The organism is Micromonospora sp. WMMD980 (assembly GCF_029626035.1).
GTDB lineage: Bacteria > Actinomycetota > Actinomycetes > Mycobacteriales > Micromonosporaceae > Micromonospora.
The window spans coordinates 2221695-2236779 of sequence record NZ_JARUBE010000003.1 but is presented as its reverse complement, the minus strand read 5'-3'; the positions used below and the strand labels follow the sequence as shown (position 1 = coordinate 2236779).

The window sequence follows — 15085 nt, the reverse complement described above, 5'->3', positions numbered from 1 at the left end:
TTGAGGCAACCAAGGGGTCACCCTATTCGACACACCTGGAGGACGCGCGATGAGCGCACCCACCGCGACGGCCGAGGTCGCGCCCATGAGCCGGCGGCAGACGCTGGAGGCACTCAGCGGGCTGCTGCTCGTGCTCTTCGTGGCCATGCTGAGCAGCACCGTCGTCTCCACGGCCCTGCCGAAGATCATCGGCGCGCTCGACGGCTCGCAGACGCAGTACACCTGGGTGGTCACCGCCACCCTGCTGACCGCCACCGCGACCACCCCGATCTGGGGCAAGCTCGCCGACCTGTTCAACAAGAAGCTGTTGATCCAGGTCGCCATCGTGGTCTTCCTGGCCGGCTCCGTCGCGGCCGGTTTCTCGCAGAGCGCCGGCCAGCTCATCGCCGCCCGGGCCTTCCAGGGCATCGGCGTCGGCGGCCTCCAGGCGCTCGTCCAGGTCGCCATCGCGGCCATGATCCCGCCGCGGGAGCGCGGCCGTTACAACGGCTACCTGGGTGGCGTGATGGCGCTCGCCACGGTCGGTGGTCCGCTGCTCGGCGGCCTGATCGTGGACACCTCCTGGCTCGGCTGGCGCTGGTGCTTCTTCGTCGGTGTGCCGGTCGCGATCATCGCGCTGTTCCTGCTCCAGATCACGCTCGACCTGCCCACCGTACGCCGGCGGAACGTCAAGATCGACTATCTCGGTGCCGCGCTCATCCCCGCCGGGGTCAGTGTGCTGCTGATCTGGATCTCCTTCGTCGACGACTCGTTCGCCTGGCTCTCCTGGCAGACCGCCGCCATGGTCGGCGGCGCGGTGCTGCTGCTCGCGGCGGCCGTCTGGGTCGAGTCGCGGGCCGCCGAGCCGGTGGTGCCGTTGCAGATCGTCCGCGAGCGCACGACCGCGCTGGCGATCCTGGGCAGCCTCGCGGTCGGCATGGCGATGTTCGGCGGCGCGGTCTTCCTCGGCCAGTACTTCCAGATCGGCCGCGGCTACAGCCCGACCGAGGCCGGCCTGCTCACCATCCCGATGATGGCCGGCGTGCTGATCTCCTCGATCGTCGCCGGCCGGATGATCACCGCCAGCGGAAAGATCAAGCCCTACATCGTGTCCGGCTCGATCGTGCTGGTCGCCGGTTTCGCCCTGCTCGGCACCGTCGACCACGAGACCTCGCTGGTCATCGTCGGGGTGGCCATGTTCATCGTCGGCGTCGGTGTCGGCATGACCATGCAGAACCTGGTGCTCGCGGTGCAGAACACGGTGGCGCTCAAGGACATCGGCGCCGCCAGCGCCAGCGTGGCCTTCTTCCGCTCGCTCGGTGGCACCATCGGCGTGTCGGTGCTCGGCGCGGTCCTCGCCCGCCGGGTCACCGACCGGATCACCCACGACCTCGCCGCGGCCGGCATCCCCACCACCGGCGGCGGCGGCAGCACGCTCAACCTCGACGCGTTGCCCGAGCCGGTGCGGCAGATCGTCCGGGCCGCGTACGGGGACGCGACCGGGCACATCTTCCTCATCTCGGCCGCCATCGCGGTGGTCGGCGTCGTGGCGGCGCTGTTGCTGCGCCCCGTTACCCTTCGCTCCAGCCTTGATCTTCCGGACACCGGTCGCTCGGTGGCGGTGGGCGCCGACGCGGTCGACGGGGCGCCCGCGTTCGACGGGGTCAGCGCCGACCCGGCCGGCCGGGCGGAACACGCCCGCCGCTGAGGCCGTACCCCAGGGCCGCCGCCGACCTCGGCGGCGGCCCTGGTCCGTGTCGGGAGGCACCGAAGGAGGAGCCCGTGCAGGTCACCGAGACCACGTCCACGCGGGCCGGCGCGGTACGCCGCGCGGCCCGCGAACTGGCGCTGGTCGCCGTGCTCTTCCTCGCCTACAAGGCGGGCCGGCAACTGATCGCCGGGAGGGCCGGCACCGCGCTGGCCAACGGTGAGCGGATCTGGTGGGTGGAACGCCTGCTGCGCCTGCCCGACGAGGCGCTGCTGCAGGCGCCGCTGCTGGCGCACGAGCTGCCGGTGCGGCTGGCCAACAGCTACTACGCCTACGTGCACTTCCCGGCCACCGTGCTCTGCCTGGTCTGGCTCCATCTGCGCCGGCCGGCGCACTACCTGCGGCTGCGGCGGGCCCTCGCGGTGCTGACCGCGGCGGCGCTGGTGCTGCACGTCTGCGTCCCGCTCGCGCCACCGCGGTTGACCGCCGTCACCGGCCTGGTGGACACCGGCCGCCGCTTCGGCCCCAGCGTCTACGGACCGCCGGAGGCCGACCAGCTCAGCAACCAGTACGCGGCCATGCCGTCGCTGCACGTGGGCTGGGCGCTCGCGGTGGCGCTGGCCCTGGTGGCGGTGACCGCCGGGCGGTGGCGCTGGCTCTGGCTGGCCCACCCGCTGGTCACCGCCGTGGTAGTGGTCGCCACCGGCAACCACTACTGGCTCGACGGGGTGGTCGCGGTGGCCCTGCTCGCGGTGATCCTGGCCGTGCTGCCCCGACCCGTCGCGCCGGAGGCGTCGCCACCCCCGCCGGTGGCCGGGCCGCCGCGCCCGCACGTGGTGCCGCCGCCGCGCCGCGCCGGCCGCCGCCGGACCGGGAAGGTCCCGACGGCGGCCGACGCCCGACTTCGGCCGCCCGGCCGGGGCTGAGCTACGGCTCAGGAACGGACGGTGCAGACCGTGCCGTTGAGCCGGAACACGCCCGGCGGCACGTTCGGCCCGCCGTACGCGCCGACGAATCCGACGCTGGTGCTCCCGCCGTCGGCCGCGAGTCGGCGGTTGTCGGCGGTCGGGGTGACCCGGACCTCCGTGCCGGTCTGCGTCCAGGTGGCGTTCCAGCCGCTGCTCACCTGCTGCCAGCCGGTCGGCCAGGTCCAGGTGAGCGTCCAGCCGTCCACCACGTCCGGGCCGGTGTTCACCACCTCGACGGTCGCCACGTAGCCGTTGCCCCAGTCGGTGTCCTCGTGGAAGCGCACCGCGCAGCCGCTCGTGGCCGGGCTGCCGGTGGCGAACGTCAGCGGCGGGGACGACCAGGAGACCCGGCCGGCGGTGTCCCGGGCCAGCACGTTGACCGTGTAGCGGGCCCCCGGTTCGAGGTTGCGCGCGGTGAACGAGGTGCCGGCGGTCTCGCCGAGCTGCTCGCTGACCGCGCCGAACTGCCGGTACACCTCGTACTTGGCGATCGGCGCGGCGCCCGCGGTCGCCGCTGGCCAGGCGATGGTCGCCGCGCGGTCGGTCACCGCGCTCGCCGTCGGCTGTCCCGGGGCGCCGGGCCGCCCGGCGGTGCTGCCGGCCGGTCGCAGCACCAGCGTGGTCAACGAGTACGGCGGCAGCGTGCGGGTGGTGGCGCTGCCGGAGCGGCCGGTGCTCACCGCGCTCGCGCCGTTGGTCAGCGTGTGCACGGTGGGCGCCTCGTCCGCCGGGGTGAAGCCGGCGTAGTCGACGGTCACCGGGTGGGCGGTGTCCGGGTCCTTGTTGAGCAGCTGCACCGCGAGGCCGCCGTCCGGCCGGCGCACCGCGTGCGCGCTGACCAGCGGCTGGTCGGTGCCGGCCCGGACGAACTGGTCGCCGGGGCGGGCGAACAGGTTCATCATGGACAGCGCGTGGTAGGGCGCGAACGGCGTGTTGAACGCCGGCTCGCACACGTCGCCGTCGCTGCTGCAGCCGCCGCTGGAGAGCAGCCCGAAGTCGCCGTAGTCGGTCTGCCCGGCCACCTCGGAGACGGTGCCGATGCCGTTGTGCACGTTCCACCACTGCACCGTGAAGACGCCCTGTTCCAGCAGGCCGCTGTAGGCGTCGGCGAGGAACAGCGCGCCGGGCTGGGTGGTCCGGCCGGCGTCGACGTTCAGCTCGGTGAGGCTGATCCCGATCCGGTCGGCGCCCGGGCCGGCGTAGCGCGAGATCTGCTCACGCAGCAGCCAGGCGGCGTCGGGCAGCTGGTTGGTGCGGGTCAGCGACTCGGCGGCGGTGCCGCCCGGGTACCAGTGCACGTCCACGAAATCGATCTTTTCGCCGGCGAGGGAGAGCACGGTCCGGTTCCACGGGCCCGGGTCGGCGCCGGCGGTGATCCCGTCGGGCCAGTTGCCGGGCATGGTCAGCACCGCGCCGATCTTGACGCTCGGGTCGACCGCCTTCATCGCGTCGGCGTACTCGATCACCAGCTTGGCGTACTGGGTGGCGCTCTTGTCGGCGTGGTCGTCGGCCTCCCACGCCGACCCGTAGTGGCCGTTGCCGTAGTTCTCGTTGCCGACGGTCCAGAACTTCGCGCCGTAGCCCTTGGTGACGTTGGCGTACCGCACCCAGTCGGCCGCCTCGGCGGGGGTCCCGGTGCCGTAGTTGGCGATGATCATCGGTTGCGCGCCGACCCGCCGGGCCGCGGCCATGAACGTGTCGAAGTCGGTGTCCGGCGCGACGTAGCCGCCGGGCGCGGTGTGCGTCTTCCAGTGGTAGATGTCGGCGTACGAGCCGCCGGGGTAGCGCAGCATCCGCACGCCGGCGGCCTTGAGCAGGTCGGACGTCTCGGGGCTGCCGAGTTTTGCGTCCCAGATGGCGTGGTTGACGCCGAGCGCGGTGTCCGGCACGGTGGCCAGCCCGGCGCGGGCGTTCACGGTCACCGTGACCGGGTCGACGGCGGCGCCGGCGGCGGGCGGTTCGACGGTGGCGAGCGCGGTGGTGACGAGCAGCAGGCTTGCCGCGTACGTGGTCCAGCGGCGCGCGCGGGGCAGGGATCTCCTCATGGGGGTTCCTTCGAGAGGCGGGGTGCCCGGGTCTGTGCCGCCGCCCCTCCCGGATGCCGGCCGGCGTCCGGGTGCCCTGGGACGACGATCGGCTCCGCGTGCCGATCAGAATTCCACGCGTGACGCGGCCGGCTCAAGGCCTAATTTATAGATAGGAGTCTTTACTGTTAACAAGGTTTAATTTATGTTCGTGACACCTTCCGTTCCCCCCGAAGGAGTTGCCACCATGCGTCGAAGAGTCACCCTGCCCCTGCTCACCACCGGCGCGGTCACCGCCACGCTGGCGCTCGCCGCGCCCGCGCAGGCCCACGGCTACGTCTCCTCGCCCCCCAGCCGCCAGGCGCTCTGCGCCCAGGGCCGGGTGCCCGACTGCGGCCAGATCAGGTACGAGCCGCAGAGCGTCGAGGGACCCAAGGGCCTGAAGACCTGTCACGCCAACATCCCCCAGTTCGCGGTGCTCAACGACGACAGCCGCAACTGGCCGGCCACCTCGGTCGGCAGCACCGTGACGTTCACCTGGGTCAACACCGCCCGGCACGCCACCGCCAACTGGGAGTACTGGATCGGCGGCACCCGGGTCGCGGTCGTCGACGGCGGTGGCCGCCAGCCCGACGCCACCGTGTCCCACACCGTCAACCTGGGCGGCTTCTCGGGGCGGCAGAAGCTGCTCGCGGTCTGGAACATCTCCGACACCGCCAACGCGTTCTACTCCTGCGTCGACCTGCAGATCGGCGGTGGAGGCGGCAACCCGAGCCCCACCCCCACCCCGTCGCCCACCCGCACCGCCGCGCCGTCACCCACGCCCACCGGCTCGCCCGCCCCGACCGGCACGCCGGCGCCGGGCGGCACCTGGACCGCCGGTCGGGCCTACCAGGTCGGCGACCCGGTCACCTACGCCGGCCTCGGCTACCGCTGCCGCCAGGCGCACACCGCGATCGCCGGTTGGGAGCCGCCGAACGTGCCGGCGCTCTGGCAGCATATCTGACCGTCGCCGCCGGCGACCGCCGCGCCGGATCGGGCCGCCGTGTCGCCGCGCCGGTCCGCTCCGGCGCGCCGGAGCGGACGGCCGCCTCTCGGCAGGCGCGGTCCGGCTCGCGGCCGGCGTCGGGTGCGAGACCCGCGTCGGACGGTCGGCCGGTCCCGCCCGGCCGTCCGACGCGCCCGGCGGACACGCTGTTCGCGGCGTGCCACGCGGCCGCCGTGGCGTCCCTGTGATCGCGGGGTTCCGCGAATCACACCCGACCCGACCGGAGGACCGACATGCGCCGCCCGTTCGCCGCCGCTCTGCTGGCCGCCCTGCTCGCCGCCGGCGTGGCCGGCTGCGGAGGCTCGTCGCCGGCACCCGCCACGCCCCGGCCCGCGCCGGCCGTCGCCGACACGACCAGCGGCATCGACGCGCTCTTCCTCGCGATGATGGTGGCGCACACCGCACAGACGCTGGAGATCGTCGACCTCGGGCTCGACCGGATCACCGATCCCGAGGTCCGCACCCTGATCTCCGCCGTCCGGGCCACCGAGACCGACGAGCTGGCCACCATGCGCGGCTGGCTGCGGGAGGCCGGCCCGTCCGCGGCGGCCGCCGCCGCGCGCCACGACCACTCCGGACACAGCGACGCCGTCGCCGGCCTGGCCCGGCTGCGGGCCGCACCGGCCGCCGAGGCGGACCGGGTGCTGCTCGACGTGCTCGCCGCGCACCAGCGCACCGCCGCCGCCCTGGCCCGCGCCCAGGTCGCCGCCGGCACCAGCGATCGGGTACGCGACCTCGCCGCCCGCATCGACCGCTCCCGCACCGCCGAGGTGGCCCTCATGGCGACGTTGCGCGCGGCGCCCCGGAGCTGACCTGGTCGACCTCGGACCTGCGTCGCACGACCACGAGTCCACGCACGACGAGGTGGGCGGGACCGGGCGGGGAGAGCGGGGGCATGACGTTCGTCACGCGGCCGGTGGGCAGGGGCACGGGCGGGGGAGTGGCGAAACAGGGCGGATCGGGGTCTTCCGCTCGGGGAGGCGGCTCGGTGGGGGCCGGTGCCGGGCGCGGCGGGGGGCGGGGGTGTTCGCCTCCGAGGAAAACCGGCCGCGCGATGTCGCAGGCTGTGACTAGGCTTTCGCCGGACGTCGTCCCGCCGCACGTCCCCCCGTGCGCCCCGCGTGCGCGCGGCGCCGCCACCCCTCGGACCGGACCGGAACCAGGAGACTGTCTGTGACCCAGCAACCCGTCGCGACATCGAACAAACTCGACGCCGCGGTGCTCAAGGTGGCCGGTGTCGTCGTGCTCGGTGCGATCATGTCGATCCTCGACGTGACCGTCGTCAGCGTGGCCATCCCGACGTTCCAGAGCGAGTTCGACGCGTCCTACGCGCGGGTCGCCTGGACCATGACCGGCTACACCCTCGCGCTGGCGACGGTGATCCCGCTCAGTGGCTGGGCCGCCGACCGGTTCGGCACCAAACGGCTCTACATGGTGGCGCTGGCGCTGTTCACCATCGGCTCCGGGCTGTGCGCCACGGCCGACTCCATCGGCGAGCTGATCGCCTGGCGGGTGGTCCAGGGCCTCGGCGGCGGCATGCTCATGCCGCTCGGCATGACCATCATGACCCGGGCCGCCGGCCCGCACCGGATCGGCCGCCTGATGGCCGTCCTCGGTATCCCGATGCTGCTCGGCCCGATCGGCGGCCCGATCCTCGGCGGCTGGCTGATCGACACCGCGAGCTGGCACTGGATCTTCCTGATCAACCTGCCCATCGGCCTGGTCGCGCTGATCTACGCCCAGTTGGCGCTGCCGAAGGACGCCCCCGAGCCGTCCGAGTCCTTCGACTTCCTCGGCATGCTGATGCTGTCGCCCGGCCTCGCCCTGTTCCTCTACGGCGTCTCGTCGCTGCCGGAGGCCGGCACGGTCGCCGACACCGAGGTCTGGCTGCCCATGCTGGTCGGCGCCGCGCTCGTGGTCGCCTTCGTGCTCTACTCGTTCCGGCCCCGGCACCCGCTGCTCGACCTGCGGCTGTTCCGCAACCGCAACCTCACCCTCGCCGCGCTGACCCTGTTCGTCTTCATCATCGCGTTCATGGGCGCGGGCCTGCTCTTCCCGAGCTACTTCCTGCAGGTCCGGGGTGAGACGACGCTGACCGCGGGCCTGCTGATGGCGCCGCAGGGCATCGGCGCGATGCTCACCATGCCGATCGCCGGCATGCTGGCCGACCGGGTGCCGGTCGGCCGCACCGTGCCGTTCGCGCTGGTGCTCATCGCGGCCGGCTTCTTCACCTTCACCCAGCTCGGCACCGACACGTCCTACCTGCTGCTCTGCGGCTCGCTGTTCGTGATGGGGCTCGGCATGGGTGGCACCATGATGCCGATCATGACCTCGGCGCTGAAGACGCTCCAGGCGGCGGAGGTGGCCCGAGGATCGACGCTTGTCAACATTCTTCAGCAGATCGGCGGGTCGGTCGGCGCGGCGGTGATGTCGGTGATCCTCACCAGCGAGCTGAACGGCTCGCGGGTGATCCCCGGCGTGACCGACCCGGGCACCGGCGCCCCGGTCACCGAGGCCCAGCTCGCCATCGGCGTGCAGCAGCAGCCCGAGCTGGCCCAGCAGCTCCCGGTGCCGCCGTCGCTGATCGAGCGCGGGCTCGACTTCGCGGCCGGCTCGTTCGCCACCACGTTCTGGGTGGCGTTCGGCCTGGTGCTGCTCACGTTCATCCCGGCCGCCTTCCTGCCTCGCCGGCGTGAGCCGTCGCACCTGCTCGACGGCGAGCCGGGCGAGGAGCAGCGGCCGGTGCCGGTGCCGATCCACTGATCCTCGCCCGTTCCCGTGGGGCCGACCGCCACCGGCGGTCGGCCCCACGGCGTGTCGAGCGGCGCTGTCCCGTCCGAGCCGGTCGGCGCGCGCCCGTGCTGCCGGGGCCGGGCGACGTTCGGCATCCGCCACCCTCGCACCGGGCCGCGCCGTAGGCTCGGTGGAGGACAGTGGCGAGAGGCGGGCAGGGTGGGCGCAGGCGGCGCGGACCGGTCGGCGCGACGGCGCGGGCGGCTGCTGCTCGCCGGGCTGCTGGCCGTGGTCGGGCTGATCCTGCTGCTGCTCGGCCTCACCGTCGCCAGGGGTACGGTCGCGGGCATCGAGTTGGTGCTCGCCCTGCTGCTGCTGGTGGCCAGCTACGCGATCCAACGGGTGGCCCGCCGGGAGACCGTCTACCGCGACCCCGGGCGGCGGTGACCGGCGTGACGGTCCGGCCCGGCTAGGCTGGCCGGCGTGGATCAGGAAGACCGGATCGCGCTGTTCCTCGACTACGAGAACCTGGCGCTTGGTGTACGCGACCATCACGGCGGTCGGCCGTTCGACTTCCGTCCGATCGCCGACGCCCTCGCCGAACGCGGCCGGGTGGTGGTACGCCGGGCCTACGCGGACTGGTCGTACTTCGACGAGGACCGGCGGATGCTCACCCGCTCGCACGTGGAACTCATCGAGATCCCGCAGCGGATGGGCTTCTCGCGCAAGAACGCGGCCGACATCAAGATGGCAGTGGACGCGGTCGAGTTGGCGTTCGAGCGGGGCTACATCTCGACGTTCGTGATCTGCACCGGTGACAGCGACTTCACCCCGCTCGTGCACAAGCTGCGCGAGCTGAACAAGCGGGTGATCGGTGTCGGGGTGGAGAAGTCGACCTCGGCCCTGCTGCCCCCGGCCTGCGACGAGTTCCTCTACTACGACCGCCTCGAAGGGGTGGACGTGCCGCCGCCCGCGGCCCGCCGGACGCGTCCGGCCCGGTCGAGCGGGCCGTCGCCGGTGGAACCGGCGCCCGAGCCGGTCGCGGAGACCGCCCCGGTCGAGGAGGAGCCGTCGCGCGACGTCGACACGCTGGCCGTCCTGCTCGTGCAGACCGTGGCCGGCATGCAGGGCAGCTCCAGCGGCGAGGTGACCGCGTCCGGCCTGAAGCGCGCGCTGCTGCGCAAGGACCCGACGTTCAGCGAATCCGACTACGGCTTCCGTACCTTCGGTGAACTGCTGCGGCACCTCGCCGCGTCGAACGTGGTGGAGTTGGCCGCCGGCCCGGCGAAGGGTGACCCGGAGGTGTCGCTGCCCGAACGGGGCGACCGGGAGGTCGCGTTCGGGTTGCTCCGTTCCGTGGTGCTGGATCTCGCCGGCGAGGGCGGCGCGGTGGCGCTGTCCGGCCTGAAGGACCAGCTCCGGCGCGCCCGGCCGGACTTCAGCGAGAAGAAGCTCGGCTACCGCAGCTTCCTGCAGTTCTGCAAGGCGGCCGCCACCGACGGGGCGGTGGGGCTGCGGTGGAGCGCCGACGACGGCGACTACCTGCTCAGCCCGCAGCCGTCCTGACCGGAGCCGCTCCGGCGGACAGCCCGCGACCGGCTCCGGACTCTGCCAGGCGGCCCGGCCCGGCCGGGCCGGTTCCGGCGGTCGGGCCCGACACGGGCGGCGGGCTCAGCCCGGCCGTCGCGCTCGGGTCGACGGTCGGGCTGGGCGCGGCGGGTGACGGCGGCACCTGACTCGGTGCCGGCGCGGTGGGCGCGGCCGGTGGCGGCGTCGGCGCCGACGACCGGTCGTGGCCGGCCGGCGGAGCCGTCCGCCCCGGTCGGGCGGTCGGGAGTCCGCTGCCGTCCGGTCCGGCGGCCGGTGGACCGTTCCGACCCGCTCCGCCGGCCGGTGCGGTGCGGGCGGGCGCGCGGTTCGGCCGGGGCAGGGCGCGGGGAGGCCGGGGATCGTCGGACGCCCGGCGACCGATCGGGCTCCCGGAGGGAGTCGGCGCGATCCCGCCGTCGGTCCCGGCCGGCGTGGGTACGGCGGCAAGGGCCGCCGGCTGGTTCGGCCCGGCGGTGGCCGGCCAGGTGCCGGCCGAGGTCACCCCCAGCAGCACGGCCGCCATCGCGACACCGGCCGCCACCAGCCGCCCCGACGGCACCCGGTCCGGCGGGGCGTCGCCCGGGCCGAGCGGACGGGGCGGTCGTGGCCGGGCGGCCCGGTGAGCGGCGCGCAGCGCCTCGACGTCGGCGGCTACCGCGTCCCTCGACCCGGTCGCGTCGGCGTGGGCGAGCGTCAGGTAGAAGCGGGCGTTGGCCGCGCCGGCCGCCGGCATCCGCAGCCCGGACGGCGGCGTGCCGTCGGCCCGGTGCAGCAGCGTCACCGGCCGGTCGGGATGGTGCCCGGGAGCCAGCAGGTCACCCAGGGCCCAGTCGCGGCGACCGTCCCGACCGGCGAAGGTCACCCGCCGGTCGGTCACCACGGCGGCGCCGGTGTCGACCACCCGTAGCCCGGCCGGCAGCGTGCCGTCTCCGGGCTCGAGGTGCCCGGCCAGTGTCCGGCCGGGCGCGGGCAGCCCGGCCAGGTGCCGGGCGGCGGCCTCCACCAGCTCGGCCACGGGGAGGATCCGGTAGACGACCTCGCCGTCGTCGAGCGGCGCCGGCAGCGCGCCGCCGGGCAGGTCGCAGCCGTGGAAGCCGTCCGCCTCGATGCGCAGCCGGTCGAGGTGGTCCGCGCGGCGCCGCCAGTCGCGTGCCGCCGTCTCGTACGCCCGGCGCCGGAGCTCGTTCTCGCGTCGCGCCCAGGCCAATCGTCGCGTCGGATGGGACCCGAGCGGGTCGGGTCGTCTCGCCGTCACGCCCGGTACAACGCCGGCCACCGGCACGCGGACACGTGAGTGTGGCTATCATCCGCTTTGGTGGCGTTATGCGCACGCCTACACTCGGTCCCTGCCGCGGATCGTCCAGTTGCTGGCCTCGCCGGTGCACCGCTACGTCGGCCGCCCGGCCGACGGACCCGCCCCGGCGCCGTTCGGCGAGCTGGTCGAACAGGTGCGGCTCCGGGCCGGTCTGGGCGTCGTCGGTGACCGCTACTTCGGCCGGCCCGCGCACCGCACGGCGAGCGTCACGCTGGTGGCACAGGAGTCGCTGCCCGCCGGCGTCGACCTCACCCAGCTCCGCCGCAACGTGCTGACCAGCGGCGTACCGGTCGACGAGCTGGTCGGCCGGGTGCTCACCCTCGACTCCGGCGACGGTCCGGTCAGCCTGCGCGTGCACCGGGCCGCGCCGCCCTGCGCCTGGCTGGACGTGGTGGTCGCGCCCGGCACCTGGAAGGCGTTGCGCCGCCGCGCCGGCGTACGCGGCGAGCCGCTCACCGACGGCGTCCTGCGGGTCGGTCCGGTCTCGGTCACCGTCGGCGACTGACGCGTCCGGGAACTTTCCCCGGCCGCCGGCCGACCAACCTCGGGGTCACCGATCGCCGGTCGGCGACGAGGTGACGGAGAGGACGCCAGGATGAACCGAGCGACGCCCGCATCCGTACCGTCCGGCATGACCGTGCCGAACCGGCGGGCCGGCCGCGGATGAGCCCGGACGCCGACGACGAACAGGTGACCCGGTGGGCACACCGGGCCGGTCGGGGTGACCAGCTCGCCGCCGCCGCGTTCGTCCGCGCGCTCCAGGGCCCGGTGTGGCGGTTCCTCGCCCACCTGGCCGGCCCTGCCGAGGCCGACGACCTGGCCCAGGAGACGTTCCTGCGCGCGCTGCGCAGCCTGCCCGGGTTCGCCGGCCGGTCCTCGGCCCGCACCTGGATCTTCACCATCGCCCGCCGGGTGGCCGTGGATCACGTCCGCGCCGCGACCGTCCGCCCCCGGGTCGCCGCGCTGCCCGACTGGCAGAGCGCCGCCGAGGCCGCCGGTGCGGTCACCGCCGGCGGCGACGACGCCGTCGCGCTACGCGCGCTCATCGCCGGGCTCGCCCCGGACCGGCGCGAGGCGTTCGTCGCCACCCAGGTCCTGGGCCTTTCCTACGCCGAGGCCGCCGAGGTGTGCGGCTGCCCGGTCGGCACCATCCGGTCGCGCGTCGCCCGTGCCCGCGAGGACCTGGTCGCGGCCTGGGCCGGCGAGACCCGGAGCCGCCGGGCCCGCTGAGCCGCCGCGACGGCGGCGCGCCGACCGGACCGCGGCGTCCGCCCAGGCGGGCCGCGCGGCGGTCACGGCACCGGGGGTACGGCGGGCGTCAGGCGGCGCGTCGGTCGCGGGCCTGCGCGGTGTACGGGCCGGGCGGCACCAGCCGCAGCGGCGCCGGCGGGGCCGGCTCCTCGGTGCGCAGCGCCCAGCGCGAGCCGGACGACCGGCGCTGGCCGGGCGGCGTGTCGCCGGGCCGCAGGCCGGGCCGGGACAGCACCAGCATCACCGCCCAGCCGACCAGCAGGAAACCGTGGCTGACCAGCCGGGTCACCGCCACCTGCCCGGTGATCAGGTCGTTCACCGACAGCAGCACCAGCGTGGCCACGAACGCGCTGAGCATCGGCAGCAACCCGGACGGGGTCGACCGGCGCAGCGCGACGTAGAGGAAACCGGCGCCGACCGCCACGTTCCAGGCCGCCGACTCGTGCCAGAGGTGCTGGCCGGAGGTGTGCGCGTGCGTCACCACCGCCTCCCGCCCGATCTGCGCCAGGCCGAGCACCAGCTGCACCGCGCCGAGCAGGCCGAGCGCCGTGCGCAGCCCCCACACCACCCGCTGGCGGCGGCTCGGTCGGGGCGGCGGGGCGGCGGCCAGCACGGACGCCACCAGGTCGGGCACCCGCGGGGCGAGCTGGGTACGGGCGCGCCTGGTGACCGCCGCGGCCGAGTCGAACCAGCCCCGGCACCCGGCGCAACCGCTCAGGTGCGCCTCGGCCGCCTCGGTCTCGGCTCGGGACGCCTCACCGTCCAGCTGGGCCGACAGGATCTCCCGCCACTGCTCACACGCCATGTAGGGATAGTCGTCCGGACTTCCCGCCTGGTTCCCGGCGGGGTGCCCGGCACGCCGGTGACTACGGTCGCCGGGCGCGGGTACCCGGCCCGGGCCGCCGCGCCGGGGAGGGGGACCGGGTGACACGCGCGTTCGTGAACTGGTCCGGCAGCCTCTCCTTCACGCCCGCGGAGTGGGCCGAGCCCGCCGACGAGGACGAGGTGTGCGCGCTGGTGCGCCGTGCCCGGGACACCGGGGTCACGATCCGGCCGGTCGGCTCGGGCCACTCGTCCAGCCCGCTGGTGCGTACCGACGGGATCCTGCTCGGGCTGGACCGGCTCGCCGGGGTGATCTCCGACGACGGCCGGCTCGCCACCGCCTGGGCCGGCACCAAGCTGAAGGCGCTCGGCGAGGCCTCTACGACGCCGGCCTGGCCATGGACAACCTGGGCGACGTCGACTACCAGTCGATCGCCGGGGCCACCGCCACCGGCACCCACGGGACCGGGCTGGGCTTCGGCAACCTGAGCACCCAGCTCACCGGCGTACGCCTGGTCACCGGCACCGGCGAGGTGCTGGAGATCGACGCGGAGCGCAACCCGGACCTGCTGCCGGCCGCCCGGCTCTCGCTCGGCGCGCTCGGCGTCGTCACCCAGGTCACCCTCGACGTGCAGCCGCGCTACGACCTGCACCGGCGGTCCTGGTGCGCGCGCCTGGACTGGACGCTCGACCACCTCGCCGAGCGGGCGCCGGCGGGCACGCCCCGGCGTGATCAGGTCGGGCCGACCCACCGCACCATCCCCCGGCACCGGGAACTGCGGTTCGAGGAGATCGAGTACATGCTGCCCGCGGAGGCGTTCCCAGCCTGCTTCGCGGAGGTACGCCGCCGGGTGCGGGAGCGGCACCGGCGGGTGGCCGGCTGGCGGGTGCTGGTGCGCACCATCGCGCCGGACGACATCTGGCTCAGCACCGCCTACGGCCGGCCCACCACCACGATCGCCTGCCTGCAGAACACCTCCCTGCCCCACGAGGAGTACTTCCACGACATGGCGGCCGTCTTCCGGCACCACGGCGGCCGGCCGCACTGGGGCAAGAAGCACTGGCTCGGCGCGCGGGAGCTGCGTCCCCGCTATCCCCGCTGGGACGACTTCCAGGCGGTCCGCCGCCGGCTCGACCCGGACGGGGTGTTCCTCGCACCCGACCTGGCCCGCCTGTTGGCGGAGTCGTGACCGCGCCGATCGGCGCCCGGGTCTGGGTGGTGCCCGGCGGGCACGTGCCGTTCCCGGCCCACGGGACGGAGCCCGAGTTCACGGGCTTCGACCAGCTCTGCGTCCTCAACGCCGGCGAGGACGACGCCGAGCTGACGCTCGACCTCTACTACGAGGACGCCGAGCCGGTCGGTCCGTACCGGATCCTGGTCCCCGCCCGCCGGATCCGGCACGTGCGCGTCAACGATCTGATCGACCCGGAGGCGGTGCGGCTGGACCGCCCGTACGGATGCGTGCTGCGTTCCCCGGTGCCGGTGGTCGTGCAGTTCCTGCGCCAGGACACCCGACTGCCGGGTCTGGTGGCGCTGACCGGCACGATGGCGTACCCGGGGTGAGGTTCGACCGCGTGCCGTCGGGTACCCCGGCGCATGCGAGGAGCCGGCGACCGGATACGCGGGGCGGGGCGGCCGGGAGCGGC

15 protein-coding genes are annotated in these 15085 nt (G+C 74.6%); 12 read left to right on the top strand and 3 right to left on the bottom strand.

The genetic code is table 11. The features are described from left to right. Window positions 1–49: 49 nt before the first annotated feature. On the top strand, window positions 50–1687 hold the full coding sequence (locus O7618_RS10870; protein WP_278105919.1) for an MDR family MFS transporter: 1638 nt from the start codon (window positions 50–52) through the stop codon (window positions 1685–1687). 74 nt (window positions 1688–1761) lie between these two features. Continuing rightward, window positions 1762–2613, top strand: coding sequence for a phosphatase PAP2 family protein (locus O7618_RS10865; protein WP_278105917.1), 852 nt, complete (start codon window positions 1762–1764; stop codon window positions 2611–2613). An 8-nt stretch (window positions 2614–2621) separates the two neighbouring features. On the opposite strand, the gene O7618_RS10860 is transcribed toward O7618_RS10865, so the two are convergent. Continuing rightward, entirely contained in the window at window positions 2622–4700 is a 2079-nt protein-coding gene (locus O7618_RS10860; protein WP_278105916.1) for a cellulose binding domain-containing protein, read from the bottom strand. Between the two features lie 226 nt (window positions 4701–4926). On the opposite strand from O7618_RS10860, the gene O7618_RS10855 reads away from it, so the two are divergent. The 5 genes from O7618_RS10855 (at window position 4927) to O7618_RS10835 (ending at window position 10026) form a co-directional block, all read left to right on the top strand. Further along, window positions 4927–5685 (top strand): lytic polysaccharide monooxygenase, encoded by a 759-nt coding sequence (locus O7618_RS10855; protein WP_278105915.1) that lies wholly within the window; start codon window positions 4927–4929, stop codon window positions 5683–5685. A gap of 275 nt (window positions 5686–5960) precedes the next feature. Continuing rightward, a complete protein-coding gene (locus tag O7618_RS10850) occupies window positions 5961–6539 on the top strand; it encodes a DUF305 domain-containing protein (RefSeq protein ID WP_278105914.1) in 579 nt (192 codons plus the stop codon). 361 nt (window positions 6540–6900) lie between these two features. After that, window positions 6901–8490, top strand: a complete 1590-nt coding sequence (locus O7618_RS10845; RefSeq protein ID WP_278105912.1) for a DHA2 family efflux MFS transporter permease subunit — start codon at window positions 6901–6903, stop codon at window positions 8488–8490. Window positions 8491–8679: 189 nt separating this feature from the next. Beyond that, window positions 8680–8907 (top strand): hypothetical protein, encoded by a 228-nt coding sequence (locus O7618_RS10840; RefSeq protein WP_278105911.1) that lies wholly within the window; start codon window positions 8680–8682, stop codon window positions 8905–8907. Window positions 8908–8943: 36 nt separating this feature from the next. Then, window positions 8944–10026 (top strand): PIN domain-containing protein, encoded by a 1083-nt coding sequence (locus O7618_RS10835; protein WP_278105910.1) that lies wholly within the window; start codon window positions 8944–8946, stop codon window positions 10024–10026. On the opposite strand, the gene O7618_RS10830 is transcribed toward O7618_RS10835, so the two are convergent. Then, on the bottom strand, window positions 10007–11257 hold the full coding sequence (locus O7618_RS10830) for a hypothetical protein (protein WP_278105908.1): 1251 nt from the start codon (window positions 11255–11257) through the stop codon (window positions 10007–10009). The two genes, O7618_RS10835 and O7618_RS10830, sit on opposite strands and share 20 nt — an antisense overlap. Before the next feature lie 139 nt (window positions 11258–11396). Between O7618_RS10830 and O7618_RS10825 the strand changes: the two genes are divergently transcribed. Further along, window positions 11397–11870 carry a molybdenum cofactor biosysynthesis protein gene (locus O7618_RS10825; protein ID WP_278109965.1) on the top strand — a complete coding sequence of 158 codons (474 nt, stop codon included), beginning with the start codon at window positions 11397–11399 and terminating at the stop codon, window positions 11868–11870. Window positions 11871–12028: 158 nt separating this feature from the next. Next, window positions 12029–12595, top strand: coding sequence for a sigma-70 family RNA polymerase sigma factor (locus tag O7618_RS10820; RefSeq protein WP_278105907.1), 567 nt, complete (start codon window positions 12029–12031; stop codon window positions 12593–12595). Window positions 12596–12683: 88 nt separating this feature from the next. Here O7618_RS10820 and O7618_RS10815 read toward each other — a convergent pair whose 3' ends face one another. Further along, window positions 12684–13421: a zf-HC2 domain-containing protein gene (locus tag O7618_RS10815; protein WP_278105906.1), complete on the bottom strand. Its 738-nt coding sequence runs from the start codon at window positions 13419–13421 to the stop codon at window positions 12684–12686. Between the two features lie 119 nt (window positions 13422–13540). On the opposite strand from O7618_RS10815, the gene O7618_RS10810 reads away from it, so the two are divergent. The 3 genes from O7618_RS10810 to O7618_RS10800 are packed head-to-tail and all read left to right on the top strand — an operon-like array spanning window position 13541 to window position 15002. Continuing rightward, on the top strand, window positions 13541–13927 hold the full coding sequence (locus tag O7618_RS10810) for an FAD-binding protein (RefSeq protein ID WP_278105905.1): 387 nt from the start codon (window positions 13541–13543) through the stop codon (window positions 13925–13927). After that, complete coding sequence (locus O7618_RS10805; protein WP_278105904.1) at window positions 13837–14628, top strand: D-arabinono-1,4-lactone oxidase; 792 nt, start codon at window positions 13837–13839, stop codon at window positions 14626–14628. The genes O7618_RS10810 and O7618_RS10805 overlap by 91 nt, the downstream gene beginning before the upstream one ends. Next, the gene (locus tag O7618_RS10800) at window positions 14625–15002 is read left to right on the top strand and encodes a sensory rhodopsin transducer (RefSeq protein WP_278105903.1); all 378 of its coding nucleotides are present in this window, start codon (window positions 14625–14627) and stop codon (window positions 15000–15002) included. The genes O7618_RS10805 and O7618_RS10800 overlap by 4 nt, the downstream gene beginning before the upstream one ends. The last annotated feature ends 83 nt before the right edge of the window (window positions 15003–15085 follow it).

Excerpts from the sequence above, each read along its gene's own strand:
- O7618_RS10870 (WP_278105919.1), top strand. The coding sequence starts at position 50 with ATGAGCGCACCCACCGCGACGGCCGAGGTCGCGCCCATGAGCCGGCGG.
- O7618_RS10860 (WP_278105916.1), bottom strand. The coding sequence starts at position 4,700 with ATGAGGAGATCCCTGCCCCGCGCGCGCCGCTGGACCACGTACGCGGCA.
- O7618_RS10855 (WP_278105915.1), top strand. The coding sequence starts at position 4,927 with ATGCGTCGAAGAGTCACCCTGCCCCTGCTCACCACCGGCGCGGTCACC.
- O7618_RS10850 (WP_278105914.1), top strand. The coding sequence starts at position 5,961 with ATGCGCCGCCCGTTCGCCGCCGCTCTGCTGGCCGCCCTGCTCGCCGCC.
- O7618_RS10820 (WP_278105907.1), top strand. The coding sequence starts at position 12,029 with ATGAGCCCGGACGCCGACGACGAACAGGTGACCCGGTGGGCACACCGG.
- O7618_RS10815 (WP_278105906.1), bottom strand. The coding sequence starts at position 13,421 with ATGGCGTGTGAGCAGTGGCGGGAGATCCTGTCGGCCCAGCTGGACGGT.
- O7618_RS10805 (WP_278105904.1), top strand. The coding sequence starts at position 13,837 with ATGGACAACCTGGGCGACGTCGACTACCAGTCGATCGCCGGGGCCACC.